The 25276-nt window shown below is 62.6% G+C and carries 21 protein-coding genes; 8 read left to right on the plus strand and 13 right to left on the minus strand.

All coding sequences use genetic code 11. From position 1 onward, the window contains the following. From ACK1VC_RS13835 to ttgA, 4 genes are all read right to left on the minus strand, one after another. Window positions 1-1253, minus strand: a 1253-nt coding sequence (locus ACK1VC_RS13835) for an OprD family porin (RefSeq protein ID WP_016488876.1), incomplete at its 3' end; no start/stop codon positions are given. Between the two features lie 283 nt (window positions 1254-1536). After that, on the minus strand, window positions 1537-2991 hold the full coding sequence (locus tag ACK1VC_RS13840; RefSeq protein WP_191086933.1) for an AdeC/AdeK/OprM family multidrug efflux complex outer membrane factor: 1455 nt from the start codon (window positions 2989-2991) through the stop codon (window positions 1537-1539). Continuing rightward, complete coding sequence (gene ttgB / locus ACK1VC_RS13845) at window positions 2988-6140, minus strand: multidrug efflux RND transporter permease subunit TtgB (RefSeq protein ID WP_191086932.1); 3153 nt, start codon at window positions 6138-6140, stop codon at window positions 2988-2990. Before ttgB ends, ACK1VC_RS13840 begins: the two co-directional genes overlap by 4 nt. Before the next feature lie 3 nt (window positions 6141-6143). After that, a complete protein-coding gene (gene ttgA, locus ACK1VC_RS13850; RefSeq protein ID WP_016488873.1) occupies window positions 6144-7298 on the minus strand; it encodes a toluene efflux RND transporter periplasmic adaptor subunit TtgA in 1155 nt (384 codons plus the stop codon). Window positions 7299-7556: 258 nt separating this feature from the next. Here ttgA and ttgR point away from each other — a divergent pair, with 258 nt between their 5' ends. Beyond that, window positions 7557-8189 (plus strand): efflux transport transcriptional regulator TtgR, encoded by a 633-nt coding sequence (gene ttgR, locus ACK1VC_RS13855; RefSeq protein ID WP_016488872.1) that lies wholly within the window; start codon window positions 7557-7559, stop codon window positions 8187-8189. A 77-nt stretch (window positions 8190-8266) separates the two neighbouring features. Here the strand turns inward: ttgR and ACK1VC_RS13860 are convergent, their stop codons facing one another. Next, window positions 8267-9718 carry an MDR family MFS transporter gene (locus tag ACK1VC_RS13860; RefSeq protein WP_191086931.1) on the minus strand — a complete coding sequence of 484 codons (1452 nt, stop codon included), beginning with the start codon at window positions 9716-9718 and terminating at the stop codon, window positions 8267-8269. A 362-nt stretch (window positions 9719-10080) separates the two neighbouring features. On the opposite strand from ACK1VC_RS13860, the gene ACK1VC_RS13865 reads away from it, so the two are divergent. Continuing rightward, window positions 10081-10950, plus strand: a complete 870-nt coding sequence (locus tag ACK1VC_RS13865) for an isocitrate lyase/PEP mutase family protein (protein WP_016488870.1) — start codon at window positions 10081-10083, stop codon at window positions 10948-10950. A 252-nt stretch (window positions 10951-11202) separates the two neighbouring features. Here ACK1VC_RS13865 and ACK1VC_RS13870 read toward each other — a convergent pair whose 3' ends face one another. Continuing rightward, window positions 11203-12108, minus strand: coding sequence for a LysR family transcriptional regulator (locus ACK1VC_RS13870; protein WP_060517521.1), 906 nt, complete (start codon window positions 12106-12108; stop codon window positions 11203-11205). 102 nt (window positions 12109-12210) lie between these two features. Here ACK1VC_RS13870 and ACK1VC_RS13875 point away from each other — a divergent pair, with 102 nt between their 5' ends. Together ACK1VC_RS13875 and ACK1VC_RS13880 are read left to right on the plus strand one after the other, a co-directional pair. Further along, window positions 12211-13086, plus strand: a complete 876-nt coding sequence (locus ACK1VC_RS13875; RefSeq protein WP_016488868.1) for an MBL fold metallo-hydrolase — start codon at window positions 12211-12213, stop codon at window positions 13084-13086. A gap of 28 nt (window positions 13087-13114) precedes the next feature. Further along, window positions 13115-13729, plus strand: coding sequence for an NAD(P)-dependent oxidoreductase (locus ACK1VC_RS13880; RefSeq protein ID WP_023048879.1), 615 nt, complete (start codon window positions 13115-13117; stop codon window positions 13727-13729). Window positions 13730-13827: 98 nt separating this feature from the next. Here ACK1VC_RS13880 and ACK1VC_RS13885 read toward each other — a convergent pair whose 3' ends face one another. Beyond that, window positions 13828-14703, minus strand: a complete 876-nt coding sequence (locus ACK1VC_RS13885) for a LysR substrate-binding domain-containing protein (protein ID WP_016488866.1) — start codon at window positions 14701-14703, stop codon at window positions 13828-13830. A 114-nt stretch (window positions 14704-14817) separates the two neighbouring features. Here ACK1VC_RS13885 and ACK1VC_RS13890 point away from each other — a divergent pair, with 114 nt between their 5' ends. Beyond that, window positions 14818-16455, plus strand: coding sequence for a 5-guanidino-2-oxopentanoate decarboxylase (locus ACK1VC_RS13890; protein ID WP_191086930.1), 1638 nt, complete (start codon window positions 14818-14820; stop codon window positions 16453-16455). A 132-nt stretch (window positions 16456-16587) separates the two neighbouring features. Here the strand turns inward: ACK1VC_RS13890 and ACK1VC_RS13895 are convergent, their stop codons facing one another. Next, a complete protein-coding gene (locus ACK1VC_RS13895) occupies window positions 16588-17508 on the minus strand; it encodes an AraC family transcriptional regulator (protein ID WP_060517525.1) in 921 nt (306 codons plus the stop codon). Between the two features lie 202 nt (window positions 17509-17710). On the opposite strand from ACK1VC_RS13895, the gene ACK1VC_RS13900 reads away from it, so the two are divergent. Beyond that, window positions 17711-18004, plus strand: coding sequence for a putative quinol monooxygenase (locus ACK1VC_RS13900; protein WP_016488863.1), 294 nt, complete (start codon window positions 17711-17713; stop codon window positions 18002-18004). 16 nt (window positions 18005-18020) lie between these two features. Continuing rightward, window positions 18021-18287: a hypothetical protein gene (locus ACK1VC_RS13905; RefSeq protein WP_016488862.1), complete on the plus strand. Its 267-nt coding sequence runs from the start codon at window positions 18021-18023 to the stop codon at window positions 18285-18287. Here ACK1VC_RS13905 and ACK1VC_RS13910 read toward each other — a convergent pair whose 3' ends face one another. Together ACK1VC_RS13910 and ACK1VC_RS13915 are read right to left on the minus strand one after the other, a co-directional pair. Next, window positions 18288-18893: a flavin reductase family protein gene (locus tag ACK1VC_RS13910; protein ID WP_016488861.1), complete on the minus strand. Its 606-nt coding sequence runs from the start codon at window positions 18891-18893 to the stop codon at window positions 18288-18290. It abuts the gene before it with no gap. Window positions 18894-19011: 118 nt separating this feature from the next. Beyond that, window positions 19012-19338, minus strand: a complete 327-nt coding sequence (locus ACK1VC_RS13915; protein ID WP_023047320.1) for a hypothetical protein — start codon at window positions 19336-19338, stop codon at window positions 19012-19014. Window positions 19339-19679: 341 nt separating this feature from the next. Here ACK1VC_RS13915 and ACK1VC_RS13920 point away from each other — a divergent pair, with 341 nt between their 5' ends. Beyond that, the gene (locus tag ACK1VC_RS13920; RefSeq protein ID WP_023047319.1) at window positions 19680-20432 is read left to right on the plus strand and encodes a COG4705 family protein; all 753 of its coding nucleotides are present in this window, start codon (window positions 19680-19682) and stop codon (window positions 20430-20432) included. Between the two features lie 163 nt (window positions 20433-20595). Here ACK1VC_RS13920 and ACK1VC_RS13925 read toward each other — a convergent pair whose 3' ends face one another. From ACK1VC_RS13925 to ACK1VC_RS13935, 3 genes are all read right to left on the minus strand, one after another. Next, on the minus strand, window positions 20596-21915 hold the full coding sequence (locus ACK1VC_RS13925) for an MFS transporter (protein ID WP_024717451.1): 1320 nt from the start codon (window positions 21913-21915) through the stop codon (window positions 20596-20598). Window positions 21916-22145: 230 nt separating this feature from the next. Further along, window positions 22146-23480: a sigma-54-dependent transcriptional regulator gene (locus ACK1VC_RS13930; protein ID WP_023047318.1), complete on the minus strand. Its 1335-nt coding sequence runs from the start codon at window positions 23478-23480 to the stop codon at window positions 22146-22148. Beyond that, complete coding sequence (locus ACK1VC_RS13935) at window positions 23474-25219, minus strand: sensor histidine kinase (RefSeq protein ID WP_191086928.1); 1746 nt, start codon at window positions 25217-25219, stop codon at window positions 23474-23476. The genes ACK1VC_RS13930 and ACK1VC_RS13935 overlap by 7 nt, the downstream gene beginning before the upstream one ends. Window positions 25220-25276: the final 57 nt, after the last annotated feature.

Consider the following 25276-nt stretch of genomic DNA (forward strand, 5'->3'; position numbering starts at 1 on the left):
AGGAGATTCAGCGGGTAACTCACAATCAGCCGGTTCTCATCAAAGGCGTTGGTGCTGAAGTCCCGGCGCATGGTGGAGTTGCGCCATTTCACCGACAGGTCCTTGAAGCTGCCTGACTGCACCACATAGGCCAGTTCGGTCTCGCGAGCCCATTCCTTGCCGTCATCCACGCTGCCCACGGTGACGTTTTCACCCTTGATATAGCGGTTCATCAGGGTCAGCCCAGGCACGCCAACGGTTGCGAAGTTGAAGTCATGGCGCAGCTGCCAGGAGCGCTCCTTGGCGTTGTCGAAGCTGGAGTTGTAGCTATCGTTGGCCAGGGTGCCGCCACTGGTACCGTTGACCCGCATCCAGGCATCGTCGCCGCTGACCTTCTGCAGGCCCACGTAGAAGGTGTGGCCCTGGTAGCGCGCCGAAAGCATGGCGGAGGCGGTGCGGTTGTCCAGCTTGCCGGCGCGCTCTGCGCCGTCTTCCTTGCCGATGAAGTAGCCCAGGTTGGCGCCCAGGGTCCAGTCGCCGAGCGGCTGGCTGTGGGTCAGATTGAGGTATTGCTGGTGGTAGATGTCTTTGAGCTGGGCATCCCACAGGCCGATCATGGTGCGCTTGTCGTTGAAGGTGTACTCGCCGCCGCCGAAGTTGAAACGATCGGAGGTGAACGCACCTTTGCCGTTCATCGACATGTCCTCCATGCTGGCATCGTTGCGCGGGCTATTGCCGCGGAACTGGCCGGCGTACAGCGTCAGGCCGGCTATTTCCTTGGAGGTCAGCTGGCCACCGCGGAAGGTCTGCGGCAGCGAGCGGCCATCGTCCGAGCGCAGGATGGGTAACACCGGCATCCATTCACCGACTTTCAGCTCGGTTTCGGACAGCTTGGCTTTCAGTGCCACACCCAGGCGGCCAAAGTCATCGGCCGGGCGGCCGTCGTCATGCACGGGCAGCAGTTGAGTGTTGGTGGTGCCTTTGCCGCCGTCGAGCTTCACCGAGTACAGGCCCAGCACGTCCACCCCGAACCCGACGGTGCCTTGGGTGAAGCCGGAGCGGGCGTCGAGAATGAAGCTTTGCGTCCATTCTTCGGCCTTGCCCTGCGGGTGGGCCGGGTCGACGAAGTTGCGGTTGATGTAGAAGTTGCGCAGGTTGAGGGTGGCCTTGGCGTCCTCCATGAAACCACCTTCGTTGGCGGCGAACACGGGGAGGGCGCAGGACATGGCCAACAGGCCGGGCAGCAGCTGGCGTGCGGGTTGCAAAGTGCTCATCTGTCGTGGATCTCTTGTTTTTATGGGGCGAGCCGGTGCACTGCTGGATCGAGCCTGCAGGTGCGGGTCTTTTCTTGATGAACTTGGGCAACGTTGCGTGAGGGGATGTTGCGGGGTCTTGCGGGGGTGAGGCAATTCGCCGCAAACGGAACGGGGCGATAATCGAACGGAATGTTCCAGTTGGTTAATTAATTTCCTGGTCCGAGTGCTTCGCGGCGGAACAGGCAGCGGATAACAAAAAAAGCCCACCGCGAAGGTGGGCTTGATTCAGCTAATGACGCAATCAGCCTTTCGGTGTTTCCACCGATGCCTGCTGGTTGGCCTGGCCGGTCTGCTCGTACCAGCCACCGCCGAGCGCCTTGTACAGGTTGACCTCGCTGGTCAGCTGCGACAGGCGGTCGGTAATCAGCGACTGCTGGGCGCTGAACAGGTTGCGCTGGGCGTCGAGGAAGGTCAGGTTACTGTCGATCCCGATGCGGTAGCGGCGTTCGGCCAGGCGGTAGTAGTCCTGGTTCGCCTGCACCAGGTCGCGCTGTGCCTGCAGCTGCTCTTCGAAGGTCTTGCGCGCGGCCAGGCCATCGGAGACTTCCTGGAAGGCGGTCTGGATGGTTTTTTCGTATTTGGCGACGTTGATGTCCTTCTGGATCTTCGAGTAATCCAGGCTGGCCTTCAGGCTGCCGGCGTTGAAGATCGGCAGATTGATCTGCGGGTGGAACAGCCAGGTGCCTTGGCCACCCGCGAACAGGTGCCCCATGTCGGGGCTCAGGCTGCCCGCGTTGGCGGTGAGGCTGATGCTGGGGAAGAACGCTGCACGGGCGGCACCAATGTTGGCATTGGCGGCCTTGAGCAGGTGCTCGGCTTCCTGGATGTCCGGGCGACGCTGGAGAATGTCTGACGGCAGGCCGGCCGGTACTTCGGCCAGCTGGTCGGCATTGAGCTCCAGGGGCTTGGCCAGGTCGGCAGGAATGCCGGTACCCAGCAGTACGGTCAGGCTGTTGACGTCCTGGGCGACCAGGCGCTGGTACTGCGAGTACTTGACCCGGGCGCCTTCCACGGCGGTGCGCGCCTGGCTGAGGTCGAGTGCCGAAGCCACGCCGACTTCATTGCTGCGGCGGGTGAGGTTGTAGCTTTCCTCGTAGGTCTTCAGCGTTTCTTCGGTCAGCTTGAACAGGGCCTGATCGGCCTGCCAGGTGTAGTAGGCGTTGGCCACGCTGGCTACGAGGGCGATTTGCGTGGAGCGACGCGCCTGCTCGCTGGACAGGTAGGTTTCCAGCGCCTGCTCGGTCAGGCTGCGCACACGGCCGAACAGGTCCAGCTCATAAGCGCTCACGCCCACCGTGGCCGAGTACTGGCTGGTGATGCCGGATTCGCCGGTTTGCGACATGTTTGCCGGGACCCGCTGGCGGCTGCCGCTACCAGTGGCCGAAACCGCGGGGAACAGGTCGGCACGCTGAATGCGGTACTGCGCACGATAGGCGTCGATATTCAGCGCCGCGACGCGCAGGTCGCGGTTGTTGACCAGCGAAGTCTGGATCAGCTGTTGCAGCGCCGGGTCGTGGAAGAACTGGCGCCAGCCCTGTTCGGCGGCAGCAATGTCCGCCGATTGCGTCGGCGAGTACGCAGGGCCTTGCGGCCACTGCGCTGCCACCGGCGCTTCCGGGGTCTGGTAGTCAGGGATCAGCGAGCAGCCGCCAAGGATGAAAGCGGTTACTGCCAGGGACAACAAAGACTTGGTCATTGCCCAGCCTCATAACGTGGAGTTTCAGGGGTGGCGTCTTTTTCCGGCTCTTTGCTGCCGAACAGCGACGACACTGCGACGAAGAACAGTGGTACCCAGAAGATAGCCAGCACGGTCGCACTGATCATGCCGCCGATCACGCCAGTACCAATGGCGTGCTGGCTGCCGGCGCCGGCGCCGCTGGCGATGGTCAACGGTACCACGCCGAGGATGAACGCCAGCGAGGTCATGATGATCGGGCGCAGACGCATGCGGCACGCCTCGATTGCTGCGTCATACAGGCTGCGGCCTTGCTCGTGCAGTTCCTTGGCGAACTCGACGATCAGAATGGCGTTTTTCGCCGCCAGACCGATGGTGGTCAACAGGCCAACCAGGAAGTACGTGTCGTTGGACAGCCCGCGCAGGCTGGTGGCGATCAGTGCACCGATGATACCCAGCGGTACGACCAGCACGACGGCAATCGGGATCGACCAGCTTTCATACAGTGCAGCCAGGCACAGGAACACGAACAGCACAGAGAGGGCGAACAGTGCCGGCATCTGCGAGCCGGAGAGTTTTTCCTCGTAAGACATGCCGGTCCAGGAGAAGCCGATACCGTCCGGCAACTCGCCCGCGATGCGTTCCACTTCGGCCATGGCATCACCGGTACTGTAGCCCGGGGCCGGAGCACCCAGGATTTCCATTGCCTCGACGCCGTTGTAACGGGACAGCTTGGGCGAACCGTATGTCCACTCGCCCTTGGCGAAGGAGGAGAACGGGACCATTTCGCCTGCACCGTTGCGCACGTACCACTTCTGCAGGTCTTCCGGGCTCATCCGCGCGTTTGCTTCGCCCTGGATGTACACCTTCTTGACCCGGCCACGGTCGATGAAGTCGTTGACGTAGCTGGCACCCAAGGCAATCGACAGGGTGTTGTTGATGTCGGCAATGGTCACGCCCAAGGCGCTTGCACGTTCGTCATCGATAGTCAGCTGGTACTGCGGCTCATCGTTCAGGCCGTTCGGGCGCACGGCGCTGAGGATCTTGCTTTGTGCGGCCTTTGCCAGGAACTGGTTGCGCGCTTCCATGAGTTTGGCATGGCCGACACCGCCGCGGTCCTGCAGGAACACGTCGAAGCCGGTAGCGTTACCCAGTTCGAGCACCGCAGGCGGCGCGAAGGCGAACACCATCGCGTCGCGGAAGGTGAAGAAATGCTGCTGGGCACGCTCGGCCAGGGCGAACACACTGTTCTCCTTGGAGCGTTCGCCCCACGGCTTGAGCATGATGAACGCCATGCCCGAGCTCTGGCCGCGGCCGGCGAAGTTGAAGCCGTTGACGGTGAACACCGATGCCACGGTGTCGGCCTCTTCCTTCAACAGGTACTCACGCATCTGGTCAACCACAACCTGCGTGCGTTCGGCACTGGAGCCGGCCGGTGTCTGAACCTGGGCAAACAGTACGCCCTGGTCCTCCTCGGGCAGGAACGCCGTTGGAATGCGCGTGAACAGCCAGATCATGCCGACCACGATCAGCGCGTAGCCGAGCAGGAACGGTATTTTGTTGCGCAGGATAGTGCCCACGCTGCGCTCGTAGCCGTTTACGCTGCGGTCGAAGTTGCGGTTGAACCATCCAAAGAACCCGCCTTTGGCGGTGTGGTGCTCACCTTTCTTCAGCGGCTTGAGCATGGTGGCGCACAGTGCCGGGGTAAAGATAAGCGCTACCAGCACCGAGAGGCCCATGGCCGACACGATGGTGATGGAGAACTGCCGGTAGATCACACCTGTGGAACCACCGAAGAACGCCATGGGCAGCAGTACCGCCGACAGTACCAGGGCGATACCCACCAGGGCGCCCTGGATCTGTTCCATCGAACGTTTGGTCGCCTCCTTGGGCGGTAACCCTTCTTCGGACATGACCCGTTCGACGTTCTCCACCACGACGATGGCGTCGTCCACCAGCAAGCCGATGGCCAGGACCATGGCGAACATGGTCAGGGTGTTGATGCTGAAGCCGGCGGCGGCAAGGATGCCGAACGTGCCCAACAACACCACCGGTACGGTCATGGTGGTGATGATGGTGGCGCGGAAGTTCTGCAGGAACAGGTACATCACCAGGAACACCAGGACCACGGCTTCGATCAAGGTGTGGATCACACCGCTGATGGATTCGGTGACCACCGGGGTGGTGTCATAAGGGAATACCGCTTTCACGCCAGGCGGGAAGAAAGGTTCCAGGCCTTTGATGGTTTCGCGCAGTGCCTTGGCGGTGTCCAGGGCGTTGGCGCCGGTTGCCAGTTTTACGGCCAGGCCGGAAGCCGGCTTGCCGTTGAACTGGGCGCTGACCGCGTAGTTTTCACCGCCCAGGCCCACTTGCGCGACGTCACCCAGCCGTACCTGGGAGCCGTCCTTGTTGACCTTGAGCAGGATCTTCTCGAACTGCTCGGCGGTCTGCAGGCGGGTCTTGCCGATGATGGTGGCGTTCAGCTGGGTACCAGGCAGGGCTGGCAGGCCGCCGAGCTGGCCGGACGACACCTGCACGTTTTGCGCCGCCACGGCAGTCTTGACGTCGACCGGAGTGAGCTGGAACTTGTTCAGCTTGGCAGGATCGAGCCAGATACGCATGGCGTACTGCGCACCGAACACCTGGAAGTCACCCACACCCGCAGTACGCGAGATCGGGTCCTGCATGTTTGAGACGATGTAGTTGGCCAAGTCGTCCTTGGTCATGCTGCCGTCTTCGGACACCAGGCCGATCACCAGCAGGAAGTTTTTCACTGCCTTGGTGACACGGATACCTTGCTGTTGCACTTCCTGCGGCAGCAGTGGTGTGGCCAGGTTCAGCTTGTTCTGTACCTGGACCTGCGCGGTGTCAGGGTTGGTGCCTTGCTCGAAGGTAGCGGTAATGGTCATGCTGCCGTCGGAGTTGCTTTCCGACGATACATAACGCAGGTTGTCGATACCGTTGAGCTGCTGCTCGATCACCTGTACCACGGTGTCCTGCACGGTCTGCGCCGAGGCGCCCGGGTAGGTCACGGCGATGGCGATGGCCGGCGGCGCGATGCTGGGGTACTGGTTGATAGGCAGCTTCAGGATCGACAAGGCGCCGACCAGCATGATCACCAAGGCGATCACCCAGGCGAAGATCGGGCGATCGATAAAGAACTTCGACATGGTTTACTCCGCTTTGGCGTCTGCTTTCGCCGCGTTGGCCTGATCAGGGCTGCCCGGCTTCTTGACGTTGGTGGCTTCGCTGACCTTGACCTCGACGCCCGGGCGCACGTACTGCAACCCTTCGGTGATCAGGCGGTCGCCTGGGTTGAGGCCTTCCTCGATCAGCCAATCGCTGCCCAAGGTACGGCTGGCCTTGAGCTGGCGCAGTTCGACCTTGTTCTCCTGGTTGACCACCAGGGCGGTTGGCGAGCCTTTGAGGTCACGGGTCACGCCCTGTTGCGGTGCCAGAATGGCGTTGGCGTTAACCCCGGCGTTCAGCCGCGCATGCACGAACATGCCTGGGAGCAGGGTGTGATCGGGGTTAGGGAACAGGGCACGCAGGGTGACCGAGCCCGTGGTTTCGTCAACCGAAACTTCCGAGAACTCCAGGCGGCCTTCCTGCTTGAACAGGCTGCCGTCTTCGAGCACCAACTGCACCGAGGCTGCATTTTCGCCAGCCTTCTTCAGCTGGCCGCTCGCCAGGTCACGGCGCAACTTGAGCAGCTCGGCGGTGGACTGGGTGACGTCGACATAGATCGGATCGAGTTGCTGGATGGTCGCCATGGCGTTGGTCTGGCCATTGCTTACCAGGGCACCTTCGGTAAACGTAGAACGGCCGATACGGCCGCTGATCGGTGCCAGGACCTTGGTGTAGCGCAGGTCGATCTGTGCGCTCTTGAGCGAAGCCTCGGCCTGCAATCGTTTGGCATTGGCGTCGTCGTACTCCTGCTTGGAGACGGCCTGTTCGTCAATCAGCTGCTTGTAGCGCTCGGCCAGCGAGCGGGTAGCCTGCAGGTTGGCCTGAGCATTGCCCAGGTTGGCTTCGTACACGGCAGGGTCGATCTGGTACAGCTGCTGGCCTTCCTTGACATCGCTGCCTTCCTTGAACAGGCGCTTGAGGATGATGCCATTGACCTGTGGGCGCACTTCGGCGACGCGGTAGGCAGTGGTGCGCCCCGGCAATTCCGAGGTCAGGGTGAAGGCTTGCGGCTGGATGGTCACGACGCCGACCTGAGGAGCCTGCGCCGCGGGCGCTGCTTCTTCTTTCTTACAGCCACTGAGCAGGGTTGCCAGGGCGACGGCGGAAACCAGAGCGGTAACGGCTGGCTTGAATTGCATGAGGATCCTCGGGTCGCTGGAGCAGGGAGACGCTCAAGAGTAATGGAAGAGTTCTTGATCTGGAAAAATTGCTATCCGGTGGATAAATAGCTTGCTAAGGAATATACTTACATTCATGGTTGTTTGTAAATACCGCTGGGTTGTACTCAGGTACTGCCACAGCTCTTGATTAGCTTATCCGTGAGGCTCCCTGCAGAGGTGCCCCCGAAGCGTCCCCCGTACGCGCCGCGCGTTCGGGCCAGATGAGGTTGTACTGCCATGGTCCGTCGAACCAAAGAAGAAGCCCAGGAAACCCGCGCCCAGATCATTGAGGCGGCGGAAAAGGCCTTCTACAAGCGCGGTGTTGCGCGAACCACCCTGGCCGACATCGCCGAGCTGGCGGGAGTCACGCGCGGGGCGATCTACTGGCACTTCAACAACAAGGCGGAGCTGGTACAGGCGCTGCTCGACAGCTTGCACGAAACCCATGACCACTTGGCACGGGCGAGCGAAAGCGAGGACGAAGTCGACCCGCTCGGCTGCATGCGCAAGCTGCTGTTGCAAGTGTTCAACGAGCTGGTGCTCGATGCCCGAACCCGGCGTATCAATGAAATCCTGCATCACAAGTGCGAGTTCACCGATGACATGTGTGAAATTCGCCAGCAGCGCCAGGGGGCGGTGCTGGATTGCCACAAGGGCATTGCCCTGGCGTTGGCCAACGCCGTTCGCCGGGGCCAGTTGCCTGGCGAGCTGGATGTCGAGCGCGCGGCGGTGGCCATGTTTGCCTATGTCGATGGCCTGATCGGGCGCTGGCTGTTGCTGCCTGACAGTGTCGATCTGTTGGGTGATGTCGAAAAATGGGTCGACACCGGGCTGGATATGCTGCGCTTGAGCCCGGCTCTGCGCAAATGACACTTTGTTAAGGATTGTGAGGGATTGTTTCCCTTATGTATTAGCAGAGTATTAAGCGCAGGGTGCGGGAGCTGCCTCTAGCGTCCGCGCAGTTGCCGATCCGGCAGCGCCACTGCGGCAATCAGCCCGAGCAGTGCAATCAGCCCACTTCCCATCAGCAACTGCCGGAATGTTTCCGTCAACCGCGCCTGCGTAACCAGGTCCACCTCCCCTGCCTTCAGACTCCCAAGCAACGGGTTGCCCAGCATTTCGAACCCGCCCTGGTGCAGCAGTGCCAGCAGCAGACTGGACATGCAGGCCACGCCCATGGCCCCGCCCAGCGACCGGAACAGGTTGGTGGTGCTGGTGGCCACCCCAATGTCCTTGCTGTCCACAGCACTTTGCGTACCTACCAGCGATGTAGGGAACTGCAACCCGCAGGCAATGCCGGTCAGCAGCATGAACAATGCACTGAACCACCCAGACTGTGGCGGGGCCAGCGCCATGGCAAAAATGGCCACTGGCATCAGCAGGGCACCGGCCAGAATCTGCGGCTTGTAGCGCCCGGTGCGGCTGGTCATGCGCCCGCCGGTGAAGGCACCCAGGGGCAGCCCCATCGCCAGTGGCAGCAGGTGCAGGGCGGCGCTGTCGGCACCGGCGCCGGTGATGCCCTGATAGCGCAACGGCATCAGCATGGTCAGGGAAATGGACTGGAAACTGGCGAAAAAGATCACGCCCCAGCACCAAACCGCGACACGGTTGCCGAACAGGCCCAAGGGCAGCAGCGGCTCCGGGCAGCGGCGCTCATGAGCGATGAACAGCGCAAGGCCCAGCACGGCGCAGGCGAATAGGGCCAGTACGGCCGGGTCGGCCCAAGGGTGGCCCTGGCCGACCAAGGTGATGCCCAGTAACAGACTGCCCAGGCCGAGGATCAGCAGCACGGCGCCGAGGTAGTCAACCTGCGCCTCGCGGCGTTGCGCCGGCATGCCGCCCAGGGCCCGGTGGATCGCCCACAAGGCAACCAGCCCCAGCGGCAGGTTGATCCAGAATACCCAGCGCCATGACAGGTACTCGGTCAACCCTCCACCCAGCACTGGCCCGGCGACACTCGCCACTGCATACATGCTGCTGAAATAGCCCTGATAGCGGCCGCGTTCGCGGGGTGGCACAAAGTCGCCGATAATTGCCTGGCTGACCGAAACCATGCCACCCGCACCAATGCCCTGCAGTACCCGCGCCAGCACCAGTTGCTGCATGTCCTGGGCCAAGGCGCAGGCGATCGACGCCAGGGTGAACAGACTGATGCCGGTCAGGATCATCCGCCGCCGCCCGTACAGGTCACCCAGCTTGCCGTAGATCGGCACGGCCACGGTCATCGCCACCATGTAGCCGGAAATGATCCACGCCAGCAGGCCGACATCGTTGAACTGGGCCGAGATCGCGGGCAGTGAGACGGCGACGATGGTCTGGTCCAGTGCGCCGAGGAAGATCGCCAGCATCAGGGCGGTGAGCACGTTGCGCAGGGTGGTGGGGGGTAGGGCGGCGGTCACGGGAATACCTTGATTGAGTGTGGCGGCCTCTTCGCGGGCAAGTCGGATTGTAACCTGAGTTAGGTAGCTTCCTATGTACTATCTGCATCCCCTATGCCGAATCGGCATTGGCGCATTCATTCAGTGATGCATGGCTGCGTGATATCGTTGGTATGCCACAGGGGCTGAAAACCGGGGCTTGCACCAGCTTGGTGCAGCAATATGCCGCAGGTTTTTCAGGCCGCTGTCTCCCACACCTTTTATTCCTCTGCCTGCATGTCGAGCATGACCGCCCAGATGGCGACGGTTGGAACAGGTCAGGTAGACCCGATTACAGGGGTCGGTAGTTACCGTTCAAATTTCAACTTATTTGCGGAGTGATCATGCCCAAGGCTTCCCATCAAGATCTGCGTTTTGCCTTCCGCGAACTGCTCGCTTCAGGTTCCTGTTACCACACTGCATCGGTGTTCGACCCGATGTCGGCACGCATTGCCGCAGACCTGGGCTTCGAGGTCGGCATCCTGGGCGGTTCTGTCGCTTCATTGCAGGTACTGGCTGCGCCGGACTTCGCCCTGATCACCCTCAGTGAATTTGTCGAGCAGGCCACCCGAATTGGCCGGGTAGCGCAATTGCCCGTGCTGGCTGATGCCGACCACGGCTACGGCAACGCGCTGAACGTGATGCGCACGGTTATCGAACTGGAGCGCGCCGGCGTGGCTGGGCTGACCATCGAAGACACCCTGCTGCCCGCCCAATTCGGGCGCAAGTCCACCGACCTGATCCCGGTTGAGGAAGGCGTCGGCAAGATTCGTGCGGCCCTGGAGGCGCGTGTCGACTCGTCATTGTCGATCATTGCCCGTACCAATGCTGGTGTGCTCACCACCGAAGAAATCATCGTGCGCACCCAGAGCTACCAGAAGGCCGGTGCCGATGGTATCTGTATGGTAGGCGTGAAGGACTTCGAACACCTCGAGCAGATTGCCGAGCACCTGACAGTGCCGCTGATGCTGGTCACCTATGGCAACCCCAACCTGCATGACGATGAACGCCTGGCGAGCCTGGGCGTGCGTATCGCAGTCGATGGCCATGGCGCCTACTTTGCTGCGATCAAGGCCACTTACGATTGCTTGCGCTTGCAGCGTGGCCAGCAGAACAAGTCGCAGAACCTGAGCGCCACCGAACTCTCGCACACCTACACCCAGCCCGAGGATTACATCCGCTGGGCCAAGGAATACATGAGCGTCGAAGAGTGACCGGCAGGGCGCCGTCAACTCAACGGACGGCGCTCAAGGTTGCAGTGTGAGGCACGCAATGTGCCTGCTCGCAGCTGGCTGCGGCGCTGGGCTGACTGCGTAGCAGCTCGGCGCGCCAGCACGCTGAACCATACAGCCCTGCGACCGCAGTCAGGGCCATGGCAAGGGCGACTCTTCTGGATTTGATGCCCATGGTGCTCACCTCCTGTTACAGCAATAGGTGATACCTTCCAGCGTAGGCCAATTTCAGCGTTACAGATCCCGATCCCACTCCGGCTCGTCCTTGAACCGCTGCACCAGGAAATCCAACATGCTGCGCAAGGTCGCCGGCATGTGCTTGCGTGACGTGTACACCGCATTCAGGTTCAGTTCACGTGGCTGCGCTTCGGGCAGCAGGCGTACCAGTTCGCCCCTGCGCAGGGCGTCGGCGGCCTGGTAGGTTGGCAGCATGGCGATTCCTGCGCTGGCCAGGGCTGCCTTTTGCAATGTCATGGCTTCGTTGGCGCTGATGTTTCCCGCCACCGGTACGGCGACCTGCTGGCCGGCCACCTCGAAATGCCACAGGCTGTGGCCGAAATAGGCATGGGTCAGGCAGTTGTGCCGGCTCAGGTCCTCGACCCGTTGCGGTACGCCGTGCTCGCTCAGGTAGGCCGGGGCCGCGCACACCACCGAGCGGCACACGCTCAGGCGCCGGGCGATCAGGTTGGGGTCCAGCTCGTTGCTGGTGCGGATGGCCAGGTCGATGCGCTCATCCACCAGGTTGACGGTGCGATCGAGCATTTGCAGTTCCACCTTCACCCCAGGATAGCGCCGCACATAGGCCGCCACCGCGTCCACCAGCTGCGCCTGGCCGAAAGAGGTGCTGACGCTGATGCGCAGCGCGCCTTTCGGCGCGTCATCCGGCTGCTGCACCGCGGCCTGCAGGTCGCCGGCCAGTTCCAGCAGTTGCCGGCAGCGGGGCAGGGTTTCCTGGCCGGCCGCGGTGAGGCTGAGCTTGCGAGTGGTGCGCTGCATTAGCCTCGCGCCAACCCAGTCCTCCAGCTCTGCCAGGTAACGCGACACCACGGGGCGAGAAAGCTGCAGGTGGTCTGCCGCTGCCGACTGGCTGCCCAGGTCGACGACGGTAACGAAAACGCGCATGGCGTTGAGACGGTCCATGATTTGCCCGTTTTTAGAAACAAACTATGTTCAAGCATGGCATTTTTTGTCACGGATCGGGCAACTAAGCTGTTAGGCATTGTTCAACTGAAGGCCTTGCCCATGTCCCTGTTCACCCCCCTGCGAGGCCTGCTACTGGCCTGCGTGACCCTGGCCGGCCCTGCGCTGGCCGCCGAACCGCTGCAACTGGAGGTCTACAACCCCGGGCACGAGGCCATTTTTCCGGTCAGTTCGGTGATTGTCAGTGGCGAGCACGATGCCGTGCTGGTCGACGCCCAGTTTGGCAAAGCCCAGGCTGAGCAACTGGTAAAGCGCCTGCAGGCTGGCGGCAAACACTTGACCACCATCTACATCAGCCACGGCGACCCGGACTATTACTTTGGCCTGGACACCCTGACCCAGGCCTTCCCCAACGCCAAGGTGCTGGCCTCTGCCGCCACGGTTGCACATATCCGCCAGACCAGGGATGCCAAGCTGGCGTACTGGGGGCCGCAGATGGGGGCAGACAAACCGCAGCGGCTGGTGCTGCCGCAAGTGCTCGAAGGGCAGCGCCTGACGCTGGAGGGGCAGGCCTTGGACGTGGTCGGCCTGGACGGCCCGCAACCAGACCGCAGTTTTGTGTGGATCCCTTCGATCAAGGCGGTGGTCGGTGGCGTGGTGGTGTCCGAAAACATTCATGTGTGGATGGCCGACACTCAATCGGCCAAGTCCCATGCCGATTGGCTTGGCACCTTGGCGCACATCGAGGCGCTGGGGCCACGCACGGTCATCCCCGGGCATTACCTGGGAGACAGCAGCCGTTCACTGCAGGCCGTGCGCTTCACGGCAAACTACATTCGTGGGTTTGACGCTGAAACCGCCAAGGCGAAAGACGCCAATGCGTTGATCCAGGCCATGAAGCAGCGTTACCCGGGCCTGGCCGATGAAAGCTCGCTGGAACTCGGTGCCAAGGTCGCCAAGGGCGAGATGAAGTGGTAATTCCGTTCAATCAATGGAGAGTGTTCCCATGAGCAAGATCGCAATTATCGGTGCCACTGGCCGCGCTGGCAGCCAGTTGCTGGAGGAGGCCCTGCGCCGTGGCCACAGTGTGTTGGCCATCGCCCGCGACCCTTCGCGATTGCAGGGCCGTGAAGGGGTGACCGTCAAGGCGCTGGATGCCAAGGACAGTGCGGCCCTGCAAGCGGCGGTAACAGGCTTGGACGCTGTGTTGAGCGCGGCGCATTTCTCGACGATCGAGCCGCATGCCATCATCGAGCCGGTCAAGCGTGCCGGGGTCAAGCGCCTGTTGGTGGTGGGTGGCGCCGGCAGCTTGCTGCTGCCGTCGGGGCATCGGGTAATCGACAGCCCGGACTTCCCGGAGGCCTACAAGGCCGAGGCCACGGCCGGGGTGCGTTTTCTGGAAGCGTTGCAGCGCGACCCAGACCTGGACTGGACATTCCTCTCGCCGTCGGCGGAGTTTGTTGAAGGTGAGCGCAGCGGGCGCTACAAAGTGGGCAAGGATCATCTGCTGATCGGTGCGGATGGCAAAAGCTGGATCACCTTTGCCGACTATGCCATTGCCATGCTCGACGAGCTGGAAAAGCCGGCGCATTCGCGGCAGCGGTTTACAGTGGGCTACTGAGTCGCCTGCTTCGCGGGCATGCCCGCTCCCACAGCTACAGCACAGTTCCCAAGGCCCATGCTGTACCTGTGGGAGCGGGCGCGCCCGCGAAGAGGCACTTATTGGCTAGCCTGGCTCTCCAGCCAGTCCAGTAACTCCATCAACCCTGGCGGCAAGCTTCTGGCCTGGCTTACCAGGTAATACCCTTTCCCGGTCACTACCTTCAGCGCAAACGGCATGCACAGCCGCCCCCCGCGCAAGTCATCGCCAATCAGCGACCAGTCGCCGATGGCCACACCCGTCCCCTGCGAGGCCATGGCCATCGCCATGTCCAGTGTCTCGAAATGCTGCTTCGGCCCATGAGTGGCCAACGTCACCCCCGCTGCCTGCAGCCACAACTGCCAGTCATGTTCATCCCGCGACGGGTGGAGCAGCATGTGCCGCGCCAGGTCTTCCACCTGCTGCAACGGTATCGGCCCCTCACGCAACGAGGGGGCGCACACGGGCGTAAGTTGTTCATCGAACAGCTTGCGCACATGCAGCCCGTGGTTTGGCGCATCGCCATAAACCACTGCTGCATCGAAGCCCTCGCGACGAAAATCCACGCCATGCTGCACCGTGGTGGTCAGCTCCACCGGTACGTCCGGGCGCAGTGCCTGCCATTCCATCAGGCGCGGCAACAGCCAGCGCATCACGCAGGTTGGGGCCTTGAGCTGCAAGGTAGTGCTGCGTCCACCGACCTCACGCACGCCTTGCTCAATCAGCGCGAATACCTGCTGTACACGAGGCAGCCAGTCCTGGCCTTCGCGGGTCAGGCTCAGCCCGCGGGCCTGGCGCTGGAAAAGCGCATAACCCAGGTGCGCTTCGAGGGCAGCGATCTGCCGGCTGACGGCGCCTTGGGTGATGTGCAGCTGTTGCCCTGCACGGGTGAAGTTGCAGTGCTGGGCGGTGACCAGAAAGGTGTGCAGGGCGGGCAGGGGCGGGAAGCGTTTCATCGTGCTGAGCCATGATGACAGGACATGGCTAGTATGTGTTTTTTTGCATTGTGGCGGTAGCCGTGGCTTGGGTCCAATAAGGGCATAATCCAACAATATTCAGGGTGAAAACCGATGGCAACCTGCGGCGAAGTACTGGTCAATCTCCTTGAAGGCTATGGCGTCGACCATGTCTTCGGCATTCCCGGTGTACATACCGTGGAGCTCTATCGTGGTCTGGCAGGCTCGTCCATTCGCCACATCACCCCGCGCCACGAGCAGGGTGCCGGGTTCATGGCTGATGGCTATGCGCGCACCCGTGGCAAACCTGGGGTGTGCTTCATTATTACCGGCCCGGGCATGACCAACATCACCACTGCCATGGGCCAGGCGTATGCCGACTCGATCCCGATGCTGGTGATTTCCAGCGTGCAGTCCCGTGACCAGCTGGGCGGTGGCCGCGGCAAGCTGCACGAGCTGCCCAACCAGGCGGCACTGGTGTCGGGTGTGGCCGCGTTTTCTCACACCTTGATGACGGCTGCAGACCTGCCGCAGGTGCTGGCGCGGGCATTTGCCGTGTTCGAGAGCGCCCGTCCCCGCCCGGTGCATATCGAAATCCCGCTCGACGTGCTGGTCGAACCGGCCGACTTCCTGCTGCCGGGCCGCCCGGTGCGTGGCAGCCGGGCAGGGGCAGCGCCGCAGGCCGTGGCGCAGATGGCCGAGCGCCTGGCAGGTGCAAGGCGGCCCTTGATCCTGGCGGGCGGTGGTGCGTTGGCTGCGGGGGCTGCGCTGGCGCGTCTGGCCGAACACCTTCAGGCCCCGGTGGCGCTGACCATCAATGCCAAAGGTTTGTTGCCGGCCAGCCACCCGCTGCAGATCGGTTCGACCCAGTCGCTGCCGGCTACACGCGCGCTGGTGGCTGAGGCCGATGTGGTGCTGGCGATCGGCACCGAATTGGCCGAAACCGATTATGACGTGACCTTCAAGGGTGGTTTCGAGATCCCGGGCAGCCTGCTGCGCATCGACATCGACCCGGACCAGACCGTGCGCAATTACTTGCCCGAGCTTGCGCTGGTGGCCGATGCCGGACTGGCTGCTGATGCATTGCTCGGTGCCTTGCAGGTCCTGCCGCAACCCGTGCGTGAAAGCACTTGGGGTGTGGCGCGCGTAGCCTGCCTGCGCCAGGCTCTGGCGGCAGGTTGGGACCAGCCAACCCTGAGCCAGACGCGCTTGCTGAGCGCGATTCTCGAACGACTGCCCAATGCTGTCCTGGTGGGCGATTCGACCCAGCCCGTGTACACCGGCAACCTGACCCTGGACATGGACCAGCCACGCCGCTGGTTCAATGCCTCCACCGGGTACGGCACCCTGGGTTACGCCCTGCCTGCGGCCATGGGCGCCTGGCTGGGGAGCGCGGAGCAAATCGGCCAGCGCGCGCCTGCGGTGTGCCTGATTGGTGACGGCGGTTTGCAGTTCACCCTGCCAGAACTGGCCAGCGCGGTGGAGGCGCAGGTGCCGTTGATCGTGCTGCTGTGGAATAACCAAGGGTACGAGGAGATCAAGAAGTACATGGTCAACCGGGCGATCGAGCCGGTCGGGGTCGATATCCATACCCCGGACTTCCTCGGCGTGGCGCGGGCGTTGGGGGCTGCGGCGGAGCATGTGACGGACGTGAAGCAGCTGCAAGCGGCGCTGGGGCAGGCGGTGGAGCGCACCGGGCCGACCTTGATTCAGGTTGACCAGAATCAGTGGCAGGAAACCGTGGCGGGTTGAAGTCAAGCTATTGCCTGTACTGGCCCTTTCGCGGGCTTGCCCGCTCCCACAGGTGCTGCACATACTCTGAAGTTGTGCTGTACCTGTGGGAGCGGGCAGGCCCGCGAAGAGGCCGGTACAGGAAAAACAGGATCAGCCAGCAGTAGCCCGCAACCGCGCCACATCCCGAATCGGTGGTGCGCCGTACAGCCGGCTGTACTCACGGCTGAACTGCGACGGGCTTTCATACCCCACCCGATAGGCGGCCACCGCCGCCTCAAGCCCGTCGTTGAGCATCAACCGCCGCGCCTCCTGCAGGCGCAGCTGCTTCTGGTATTGCAGCGGGCTCATCGACGTCACGGCCTTGAAGCGATGGTGCAAGGTCGAGGTGCTGAGGTTGACCTCCCGCGCCAGATCCTCGATGCGCAGCGGCAACTGATAGTTGTTGTTGAGCCAGGTAATGGCCTGGCAAACCCGGTGAGTCTGGCTGTTGGCCAAGGCAATTTCATACAGCCGGCAACCCTGCGGCCCCCGCAGCAGGCGATAGAGAATCTCGCGGCGGAACAGCGGCGCGAGCATGGCGATGTCGCGCGGGGTGTCCAGCAGGCGCAGCAGCCGCAGCAAGGCGTCGAGCAATGCGGCATCGGTCCTTTCCACATACAGGCCACGGCCTGAGGGCCGGTTGGGTACCAGCATCGGCCCGCTTTCGGCGATCAGCTGGCTGATCTCGGCCGGGTCCAGGTCCATGCGCAGGCCAAGGCTTGGGTTCTCCGGGCTGGCGTCGAGCCTCACGCCACTCAGCGGCAAGGTCACCGAGACAACCATGTAATGCAGTGGGTCATAGGCGTATTGCTCGTCCCCGAGGAACAGGGTTTTGCTGCCTTGGGCAAGGATGCACAGTGCGGGTTGTGCCAAGGTCGGCACCGAGCGCACGTTCTCGGTGTAGCGCACCAGGTACAGGTCATCGATGGCGGATGCCGGGCCATGAGGGTCGCCGGCGTGGCGGCGGATCAGCTCGGCCAGTTCCAGGCGCTGCAGTTCCAGGGGCGGGTCGATGGACGTGGCGGTGGTCATGATGGCGTTCCTCTACTGACCGACGCAGCATAGGTTTGGGCAAAGACGGGCACTAGTCGAAAGCTGCACGTCGATTGCCTGATCCTGCCGCGCTGCAGGATCAGGCAATCGGCGAGCAGTATTGGCCTAACGCGCCGCGCGGGTGAGCCCCTAACCTTGGCAACCTGGCTTTTCCGTCCGCCTGCTTCAAGGAGATTGTGCAATGACCCTAAAACAACCGGTCACCCATCTTGCTTTCATCCGTGCCAGCAGCGGGCGCTCGGCAGAGCTGGGCGCGCGCCTGCGCGACCTGCTCGAGCCCTCGCGGCGTGCGCCGGGTTGCCTGAGTTTCACGGTGCAGCGCTCCCAGGCCGATGCCGACCTGTGGTTGCTCAGTGGCAGCTGGCAGGATCAGCAGGCGATGAGTGGCTACTTTGCTTCGCCGACCCTGGACGTGTTTGGCGAGCTGGTGCAGGCGCAAGTGGTCAGCAGCCTGGACTTGCATACCTTCGATTGAGGGTGGATGAGGTAAAGTGACGCCCTTGTTCAACCAAGCGGATAGCAACATGGCACGTAGGGAATTCACTCATTTCGAAGCGGTATCGGCGATGGTGCCGGTGGAAGGTGGCGGCTACAGCGCCGCCATTGCGGTCAAGGCCTTGAGCATGGGCGGCGCGCCGCGCTTTCACAAGGTCCTCGACGGGCAGGTATTCAAAGGCGCCGTGGCTGCCGACGAAGCGGCCACGGCCGAGCTGCAACGCCTGCAAGGCGTCAGCGAAGAGGGCGAACTGATCTGGTGATCAGGCCGGCGGGCGGGCCATCTTGAACAGGTTGCCCAGTTCGAAATAGTCCGCCGGGCCACCACCACGCAGAATCGGTTCGGCAGCAGCGGTATCGTAGATGCCGTTTTTCAGCAGGTGCTCGGCAATATGCACCGCCACCACTTCGCCAAGGATCAGCCAGCTGGGCACCAGCTCCTGGTCGGCCCGCTTGAGCTGGACGATCTGGCTGACCTTGCATTCGAACGCCACCGGGGTTTCGCCTACACGCGGCACGCTGACGATGCGCGAGGGCGTGGCGGTGAGGCCGCTCAATTCGAACTCGCTTACCTCGGCAGCAACCGGCGCGCAGCTCTGGTTCATCTGCTCGGCCAGGGGGCGGGTGGCCAGGTTCCAGACGAATTCGCCGGTCTGCTCGATGTTGTTCAGGCTGTCTTTGCGCCCGACACTGCAGAAACCGATGATCGGCGGGATGTAGTTGAAGGCGTTGAAGAAGCTGTAGGGCGCCAGGTTCAGGCGGCCTTCGCGGTCGTGCGAGGAAATCCAGCCGATAGGGCGGGGGCCGACGATGGCGTTGAACGGGTCGTGGGGCAGGCCGTGGCCTTTGGCAGGTTCGTAGTAATACATCTGTGCTGGGCTTGTTGGCCCTACCTCCTGATGGACAAGGTGCCTAGTGTGCCAAGCCTGTGCTCGCCTGCAAATGATCAAGCCCGGCCAAAGCCGGGCTGGTTGCTCGCATCAGGTATCAGCTGATGCGGTGGGCGTTGGTGCGGTCAAAGCCGTCTTCGGCGAAGCGTTGGCCACCGGTGCGGTCAAAGCCGTCTTCGGCGAAGCGTTGGCCACCGGTGCGGTCGAAGCCGTCTTCGGCGAAACGCTGGCCACCGGTGCGGTCGAAGCCGTCTTCGGCAAAGCGTTGGCCGCCAGTGCGGTCAAAGCCATCTTCAGCGTAGCTAGCGGACTGTGTTTGAGCCGCGGCAAAGGTGTGAGCGCTGGTACGGTCGAAGCCATCTTCGGCGAAGGCGCCAGCTGCGAAAACCGAAAGGGCCAGGGTGAGGATCAGTTTGTTTTTCATGGTCGGTGCTCCATCTGTGCGAGAGGTTGTTTGTTTCTATGGGTTTCATCCTACGCTGATTAATTTGATTAAAAAGCGCAAATAATAGCGTCTAAAAATCGAATATATCGATGTGTCAGGGCGCACTTCGCGTGAGTCAGGTAGCGGTGTCGATCACTCGCCGTAAGCTCTCGCGTATCGTTTCATCAGCCCTTGCAGCTTGAGGGTCGGGAATTAATGGGGCGTTAAGAACGAAATGTCTTGTTTCAAAGTTCAATCAACGCTTTTTTCATACATCACCAACCGATTTTTCAGACGCTGCTCAGCACCATCGCCGCACCTCAAACTGGAGCGGCACAACAATGAACAAACTCCCGCAAATCACCTTGGCCTTCTGGGTCATGAAGATCTGCGCTACCACCCTTGGCGAAACCGCCGGCGACTTGCTGTCGATGACGCTGAACATCGGCTATGCACTCAGCTCGTTGATGCTGATCAGCGTGTTCCTGCTGACCTTGGTCGGCCAGCTCTACTCCCGCCGCTACCATCCGATGCTGTACTGGCTGGTGATCCTCTCCACCAGCACTGCTGGCACTACCATGTCCGATTTCATGGACCGCACTCTGGGTCTGGGTTATGCCACGGGTTCGGCCCTGCTCATCGGGATCCTGCTGCTGACCTTCCTGGTCTGGCGCCTGAGCGGCAACCCACTGGACGTCACCCGCATCAAGAATCGTTCGGGCGAGCTGTTCTACTGGGTAGCGATCCTGTTTTCCAACACGCTTGGCACTGCCCTTGGCGATTACCTGGCCGATGATTCGGGGCTTGGTTTTGCCGGCGGCGCGCTGCTGATCGGCAGTGCCATCGCATTGGTGGTAGTGGCCCGTTACTGGACGCGCATCCCCGGCGTGGTGTTGTTCTGGGTGGCGTTCGTGCTCACACGCCCATTCGGCGCCACCTTGGGCGACTTCCTCACCAAACCTCATGAAAAGGGCGGCCTGGACTTCGGCACAATCGGTTCGTCGGCCGTGCTGGGCGGGGTGCTGCTGGTGCTGGTGCTGATGGCAACCTGGTACCAGCGTCGGGAACCGCGCCAGGTGTTGGAGATGTCCTGAACAGGCTCTGAGGCACGAGTGCGCCGATTAACTGAGCTATTCGGCTCACAGGATGAGCCGAATAGGATGTTTAATCGGCTCACAGCGAGATGAGTGTTGATCGAACAAATGAAAAGGGCGCACCTGGAACGGTGCGCCCTTCTTCATTTCAGCAGCTTCACATTCACTCGGTAGTAATCCGCGAGTGTTGCTTGGTGTCCTTCATGGTCGCGTAAACCAGCAGCGAACAGGCGATACAGGCGGTGACGTACCAGTAGAAGCCGCTTTCCATGCCAGCGCTCTTGAACCACAAGGCCACGTACTCGGCGGTGCCGCCGAAGATCGACACAGTCAGGGCGTACGGCAGGCCCACGCCCAGGGCGCGGATTTCCGTTGGGAACAGCTCTGCCTTGACCACGGCGTTGATCGAGGTGTAGCCGCTGACGATGATCAGTGCTGCCATGATCAGGAAGAACGCGCCCCACCAGGTCTGGATGGTGTGCAGGGTGCTGAGGATCGGCACGGTGAACAGGGTGCCTAGCACACCGAAGGCGATCAGGATCGGACGTCGGCCGATCTTGTCGGACAGGCCACCGATCACCGGCTGCAGGCACATGAACAGGAACAGTGTGGCGGCCGAGATGGTGGTCGAGTCGCTGATGCTCATGCCCACGGTGTTGACCAGGTACTTCTGCATGTAGGTGGTGTAGGTATAGAACGCCAGGGTGCCGCCCATGGTCAGGCCGACCACGGTCATCAGCTCCTTGGGGTGGCGCAGCAGGGTGCGCATCAGGCTTTCCTTGGCCTTTTCCTTTTTGGTGAACGAGGCGGTTTCTTCCATGCCGCGACGCAGGTACAGGGCAACCACTGCGCACAGCGCACCGATCACGAACGGCACGCGCCAGCCCCAGGCATACAGCTGCTCTGTGGTCAGAGTCTGTTGCAGGACAATCAGTACCGCCAGGGCGATGAGCTGGCCGGAGATCAGGGTCACGTACTGGAAACTGGAGAAGAAGCCACGGCGCTCCTTGCTGGCCATTTCGCTGAGGTAGGTGGCCGAGGTGCCGTACTCGCCACCCACCGACAAGCCTTGCAGCAGGCGTGCGATGACCAGCAGGATCGGTGCGGCGACGCCGATGGTTTCGTAGCCCGGGGTCAGGGCGATGACCAGCGAGCCGGCGCACATCAGCAGTACCGAGGCCATCAGCGCGGCCTTGCGGCCTTTGCGGTCGGCGTACAGGCCCATCAGCCAGCCACCGATTGGGCGCATGAGGAAGCCCACGGCGAAGATCGCGGCGGTGTTGAGCAATTGTGCGGTGGAGTCACCGGCCGGGAAAAAGGCCTTGGCGAAGTACAGCGAGAATGCGGCGTAGACGTACCAGTCGTACCATTCGACCATGTTGCCGATGGACCCGCTGAAAATCGACTTCAGGCGGCTGGCGGTGGTTTTTTCCGCGGCGGGCGCAGTGGCCGCCCCGGCGGGCAGGGAGGTGGCGTTATCCATCAGGGATACCTTCTCGTTGTTTTTGTGGAGCGCGCCGTGGCGCAGCTTGCCAGGGCAATTGCAGAAGGTGTGCCAAATGGGGGCGGGGTGATTCATTTGAGTGCAGGACCTTGTGGTACCTGGCCTGTAGGAGCGACCTTGCGTCGCGATGGGCTGCAAAGCAGCCCCAGGATCGCTCACAGATAAGCGGATTTTTGCCTATCAACGATTGCAGGTAAGCGGAAATCCGCTCATTCGCGCCCGACAAAGTCCTCGCGCACCAGCCCATGCCGCTGCATTTTTTCGTTAAGCGTACGCCGGGGTAGCTGCAACGCCTCCATCACCGACTTGATCTCGCCCCCATGCAGTCGCAAGGCTGCGCGCAGGCATTGCGCCTCGAACGCTTCCATCTGCTCGCCCAGCGAAGGCCCGGCAGGTGTCACTTCAATGTTTGGCGAACCCAGCCCCAACGCATGCCGCTCCGCCGCGTTGGCCAGCTCACGCACGTTGCCTGGCCAGTCATGCGATAGCAGCTGCGCCAGCTGTGGACCCGTTAACGGCAAGGCATTACGACCAAGCTTTTCACCTGCGGCACGGGCAAAGTGCTCGAACAGCAGCGGAATGTCTTCGCGCCGCTCACGCAGCGGCGCCAGGTGCAACTCGGCCACATTCAGGCGATAGGCAAGGTCTTCGCGAAAGCGCCCGGCGCGAGCTTCCTCGAGCAAATCTGGCTTGGTCGCGGCAATGACGCGCAAGTCGACGCTGATGCTCTGGTTGGCACCCAGACGCTCCAGCTTCTGCTCCTGGATCACGCGCAACAGCTTGGCCTGTTGCGCCAGTGGCATGCTTTCGATTTCATCGAGAAACACCGTGCCCCCGTTGGCGTACTCCAGCTTGCCGATGCGCTTCCCCTGGGCGCCGGTGAAGGCGCCGCTCTCATGGCCGAACAGCTCGGCCTCGAACAGCGACTCGGGGATGGCCGCGCAGTTGAGTGCGACGAAGGGTTTGCTGGCGCGCGGCCCAAAATCGTGCAGGCAGCGGGCCACGCGCTCCTTGCCACTGCCGGTTTCGCCACGGATCAGCACATTGACCGGCAGGCTGGCCAGCTCCAGTACTTGTCGGCGCAGCTGTTGCAGGCCCTGTGACATGCCCAGCAGCGTGCCTTCCAGGCGGGACTTGAGGTCTGCCTGTTCGTGCAGCCGGCGGTTTTCCAGCACCAGCTGGCGCTTTTCCAGGGCCCGGCGCAGGCTGCCCAGCAGGTGCTGCGGGGTGAAGGGTTTTTCCAGGAAGTCGTAGGCGCCGCTGCGCATGGCCTCCACTGCCATCGGCACGTCGCCGTGGCCGGTCAGCAAGATGACAGGCAAGTCGGGGTCTTCCGCCTGCAGGCGTTCGAGCAACTGCAGGCCATCCATGCCCGGCATGCGCACATCGCTGATGATTACCCCGGGAAAGTGCTGCGGCAGGTGTGCCAGGCACTCTTCTGCGCGTGCGAACAGTTGCACGCCGAAGCCGGACAGGCTCAGCCATTGCTCGACCGCGGTGCGGATACTGGCTTCGTCATCGACGACGATCACTGAATTCAACATACAGGCTCCAGGTCACGGGGCAGGATAAGGCTCAGGCGTGCGCCACCGGGCAGGTTTTCGGCCTGCAACTGGCCACCGGCCTCGTGGACGATGCCGTAGGAAATGGCCAGGCCCAAGCCCAGTCCTTCGCCCACCGGTTTGGTGGTGAAGAACGGGTCGAAGACCTTGGCCAGGTCGGGCTGGGCAATGCCGCCCCCCGAGTCCAGCACACTCAGGCACCACCGCTCGCCCTCGGGCTCGATGCGCACCTCCAGGCGTTTGTAGCGCTTGTCGGCCATGGCGTCGAGGGCATTGCGCAACAGGTTGATCAGCACTTGCTCCAGGCGGATGGCATCGCCGCGTACCCAGGCCGGGCGCGCCAGGTACAGGGCAACCTCTACCTCCTCAGTGCGAATGCGGGTTTCCAGCAGATGCAGTGCCTGGTCGACAACGGTGGCCAGGTCGAGGCGCTCGCGCAGCCCGACCGGGCTGTTGCGGGCAAAGGTTTTCAGGTGGCTGGTGAGCGCGGCCATGCGCGTCAGCATTTGCTCCAGTGGCTCCAATGCCTGGCGCGCTTCGTCATGGCGGCCATGGTCGAGCAGCAGGCGAAGGGTTTCCAGTTGCATGCGCTGGGTGGTCAGTGGCTGATTGATTTCGTGGGCCATGGCGGCTGACATCTGCCCGAGCGCCGCCAGCTTGGCTGATTGCACCAGGCCTTCTTGAGCAGTACGCAGTTCGCGGGTGCGCTCCTCGACCTGGCGCTTTAGTTCTTGCCGGCTGCGTTGGCGCAGACGGGCCAGGCGCAGGCGCTGGCTGACGAACAGGGCGGCGAACACCAGGCTCAGCCAGACGGCAGCGGCGCCGAGGGCGGCATTGCGGCCGTCGGCGGCGACCTGCGGTTTGCGCAGCAGGTGCAGGGTCCAGTTTTCGCTTTCCAGTGGCAGGCTTTCCCACAGGTACTCGGCGCCTTGCACGCGGCTGAGGGTACTGTTGGCGGCAAAGCGCGTCAGCACCTGATGCTGCAACGGCACCAGCGGTTGCTTGTCGTACTGGCGTGTTTCGGCCAGTTCGGCACGGTCGGCACCACTGAGCGGCTGCAGCTCGCGGTAACGCCAGCCGTCCTGGTTGGCAATGAAGGTGATGCCGCGGGCGTCGCTTACCAGCAGGATGTCGCTGCCCTGGCGCCACTCGCGTTCAAGTTCGGGGAACTCCAGCTTCACCACCATGGCGCCGAGGAAGCGGCCATGCTCGTCGTTCACCGCGCTGGCGAGGAAGTAGCCCGGCACGCCACTGGTCACGCCCACGGCGTAAAAGCGGCCACTGCCCTGGCTGCGGGTCTGCTTGAAGTAGGGCCTGAAGCCGTAGTTGGAGCCGACGTAGCTGCTGGGCAGCCGCCAGTTGCTGGCGGCGATGGCCAGGCCGGTGCGGTCAAGCAGTTCGAGCGTGGAGGAATTTGCGGCGCCGTTGATGCGTTCGAGCTTGCGGTTCAGGGCGTTCTGCACCTGTTCGCTGACAGGGTCGCGCAGGGCGGCGATCAGTTCCGGGTCCAGCGCCAGCACGGCGGGCAGGGCGCGGTAGCGGTCTATCAGGGTGTGCAAGGTATTGGCGTACAGGCCCAACTGCTGGCTGGCACGCCGGGCGTCGTCTTCCATGGCCTGGCGCTTGGCCTGGTGCATGGCCCACCCGGCACTGAGGGCGGTGCCCAGCACGATCAACAGGGTGATCAGCCCCAGACGCAGGGCGCGAAAGGAAAAGGGCATCGGGGCGGATCCGGATGATGGTGATATCGGGGTTGGCCTCTTCGCGGGCTTGCCCGC

The organism is Pseudomonas sp. XP2 (assembly GCF_053557975.1).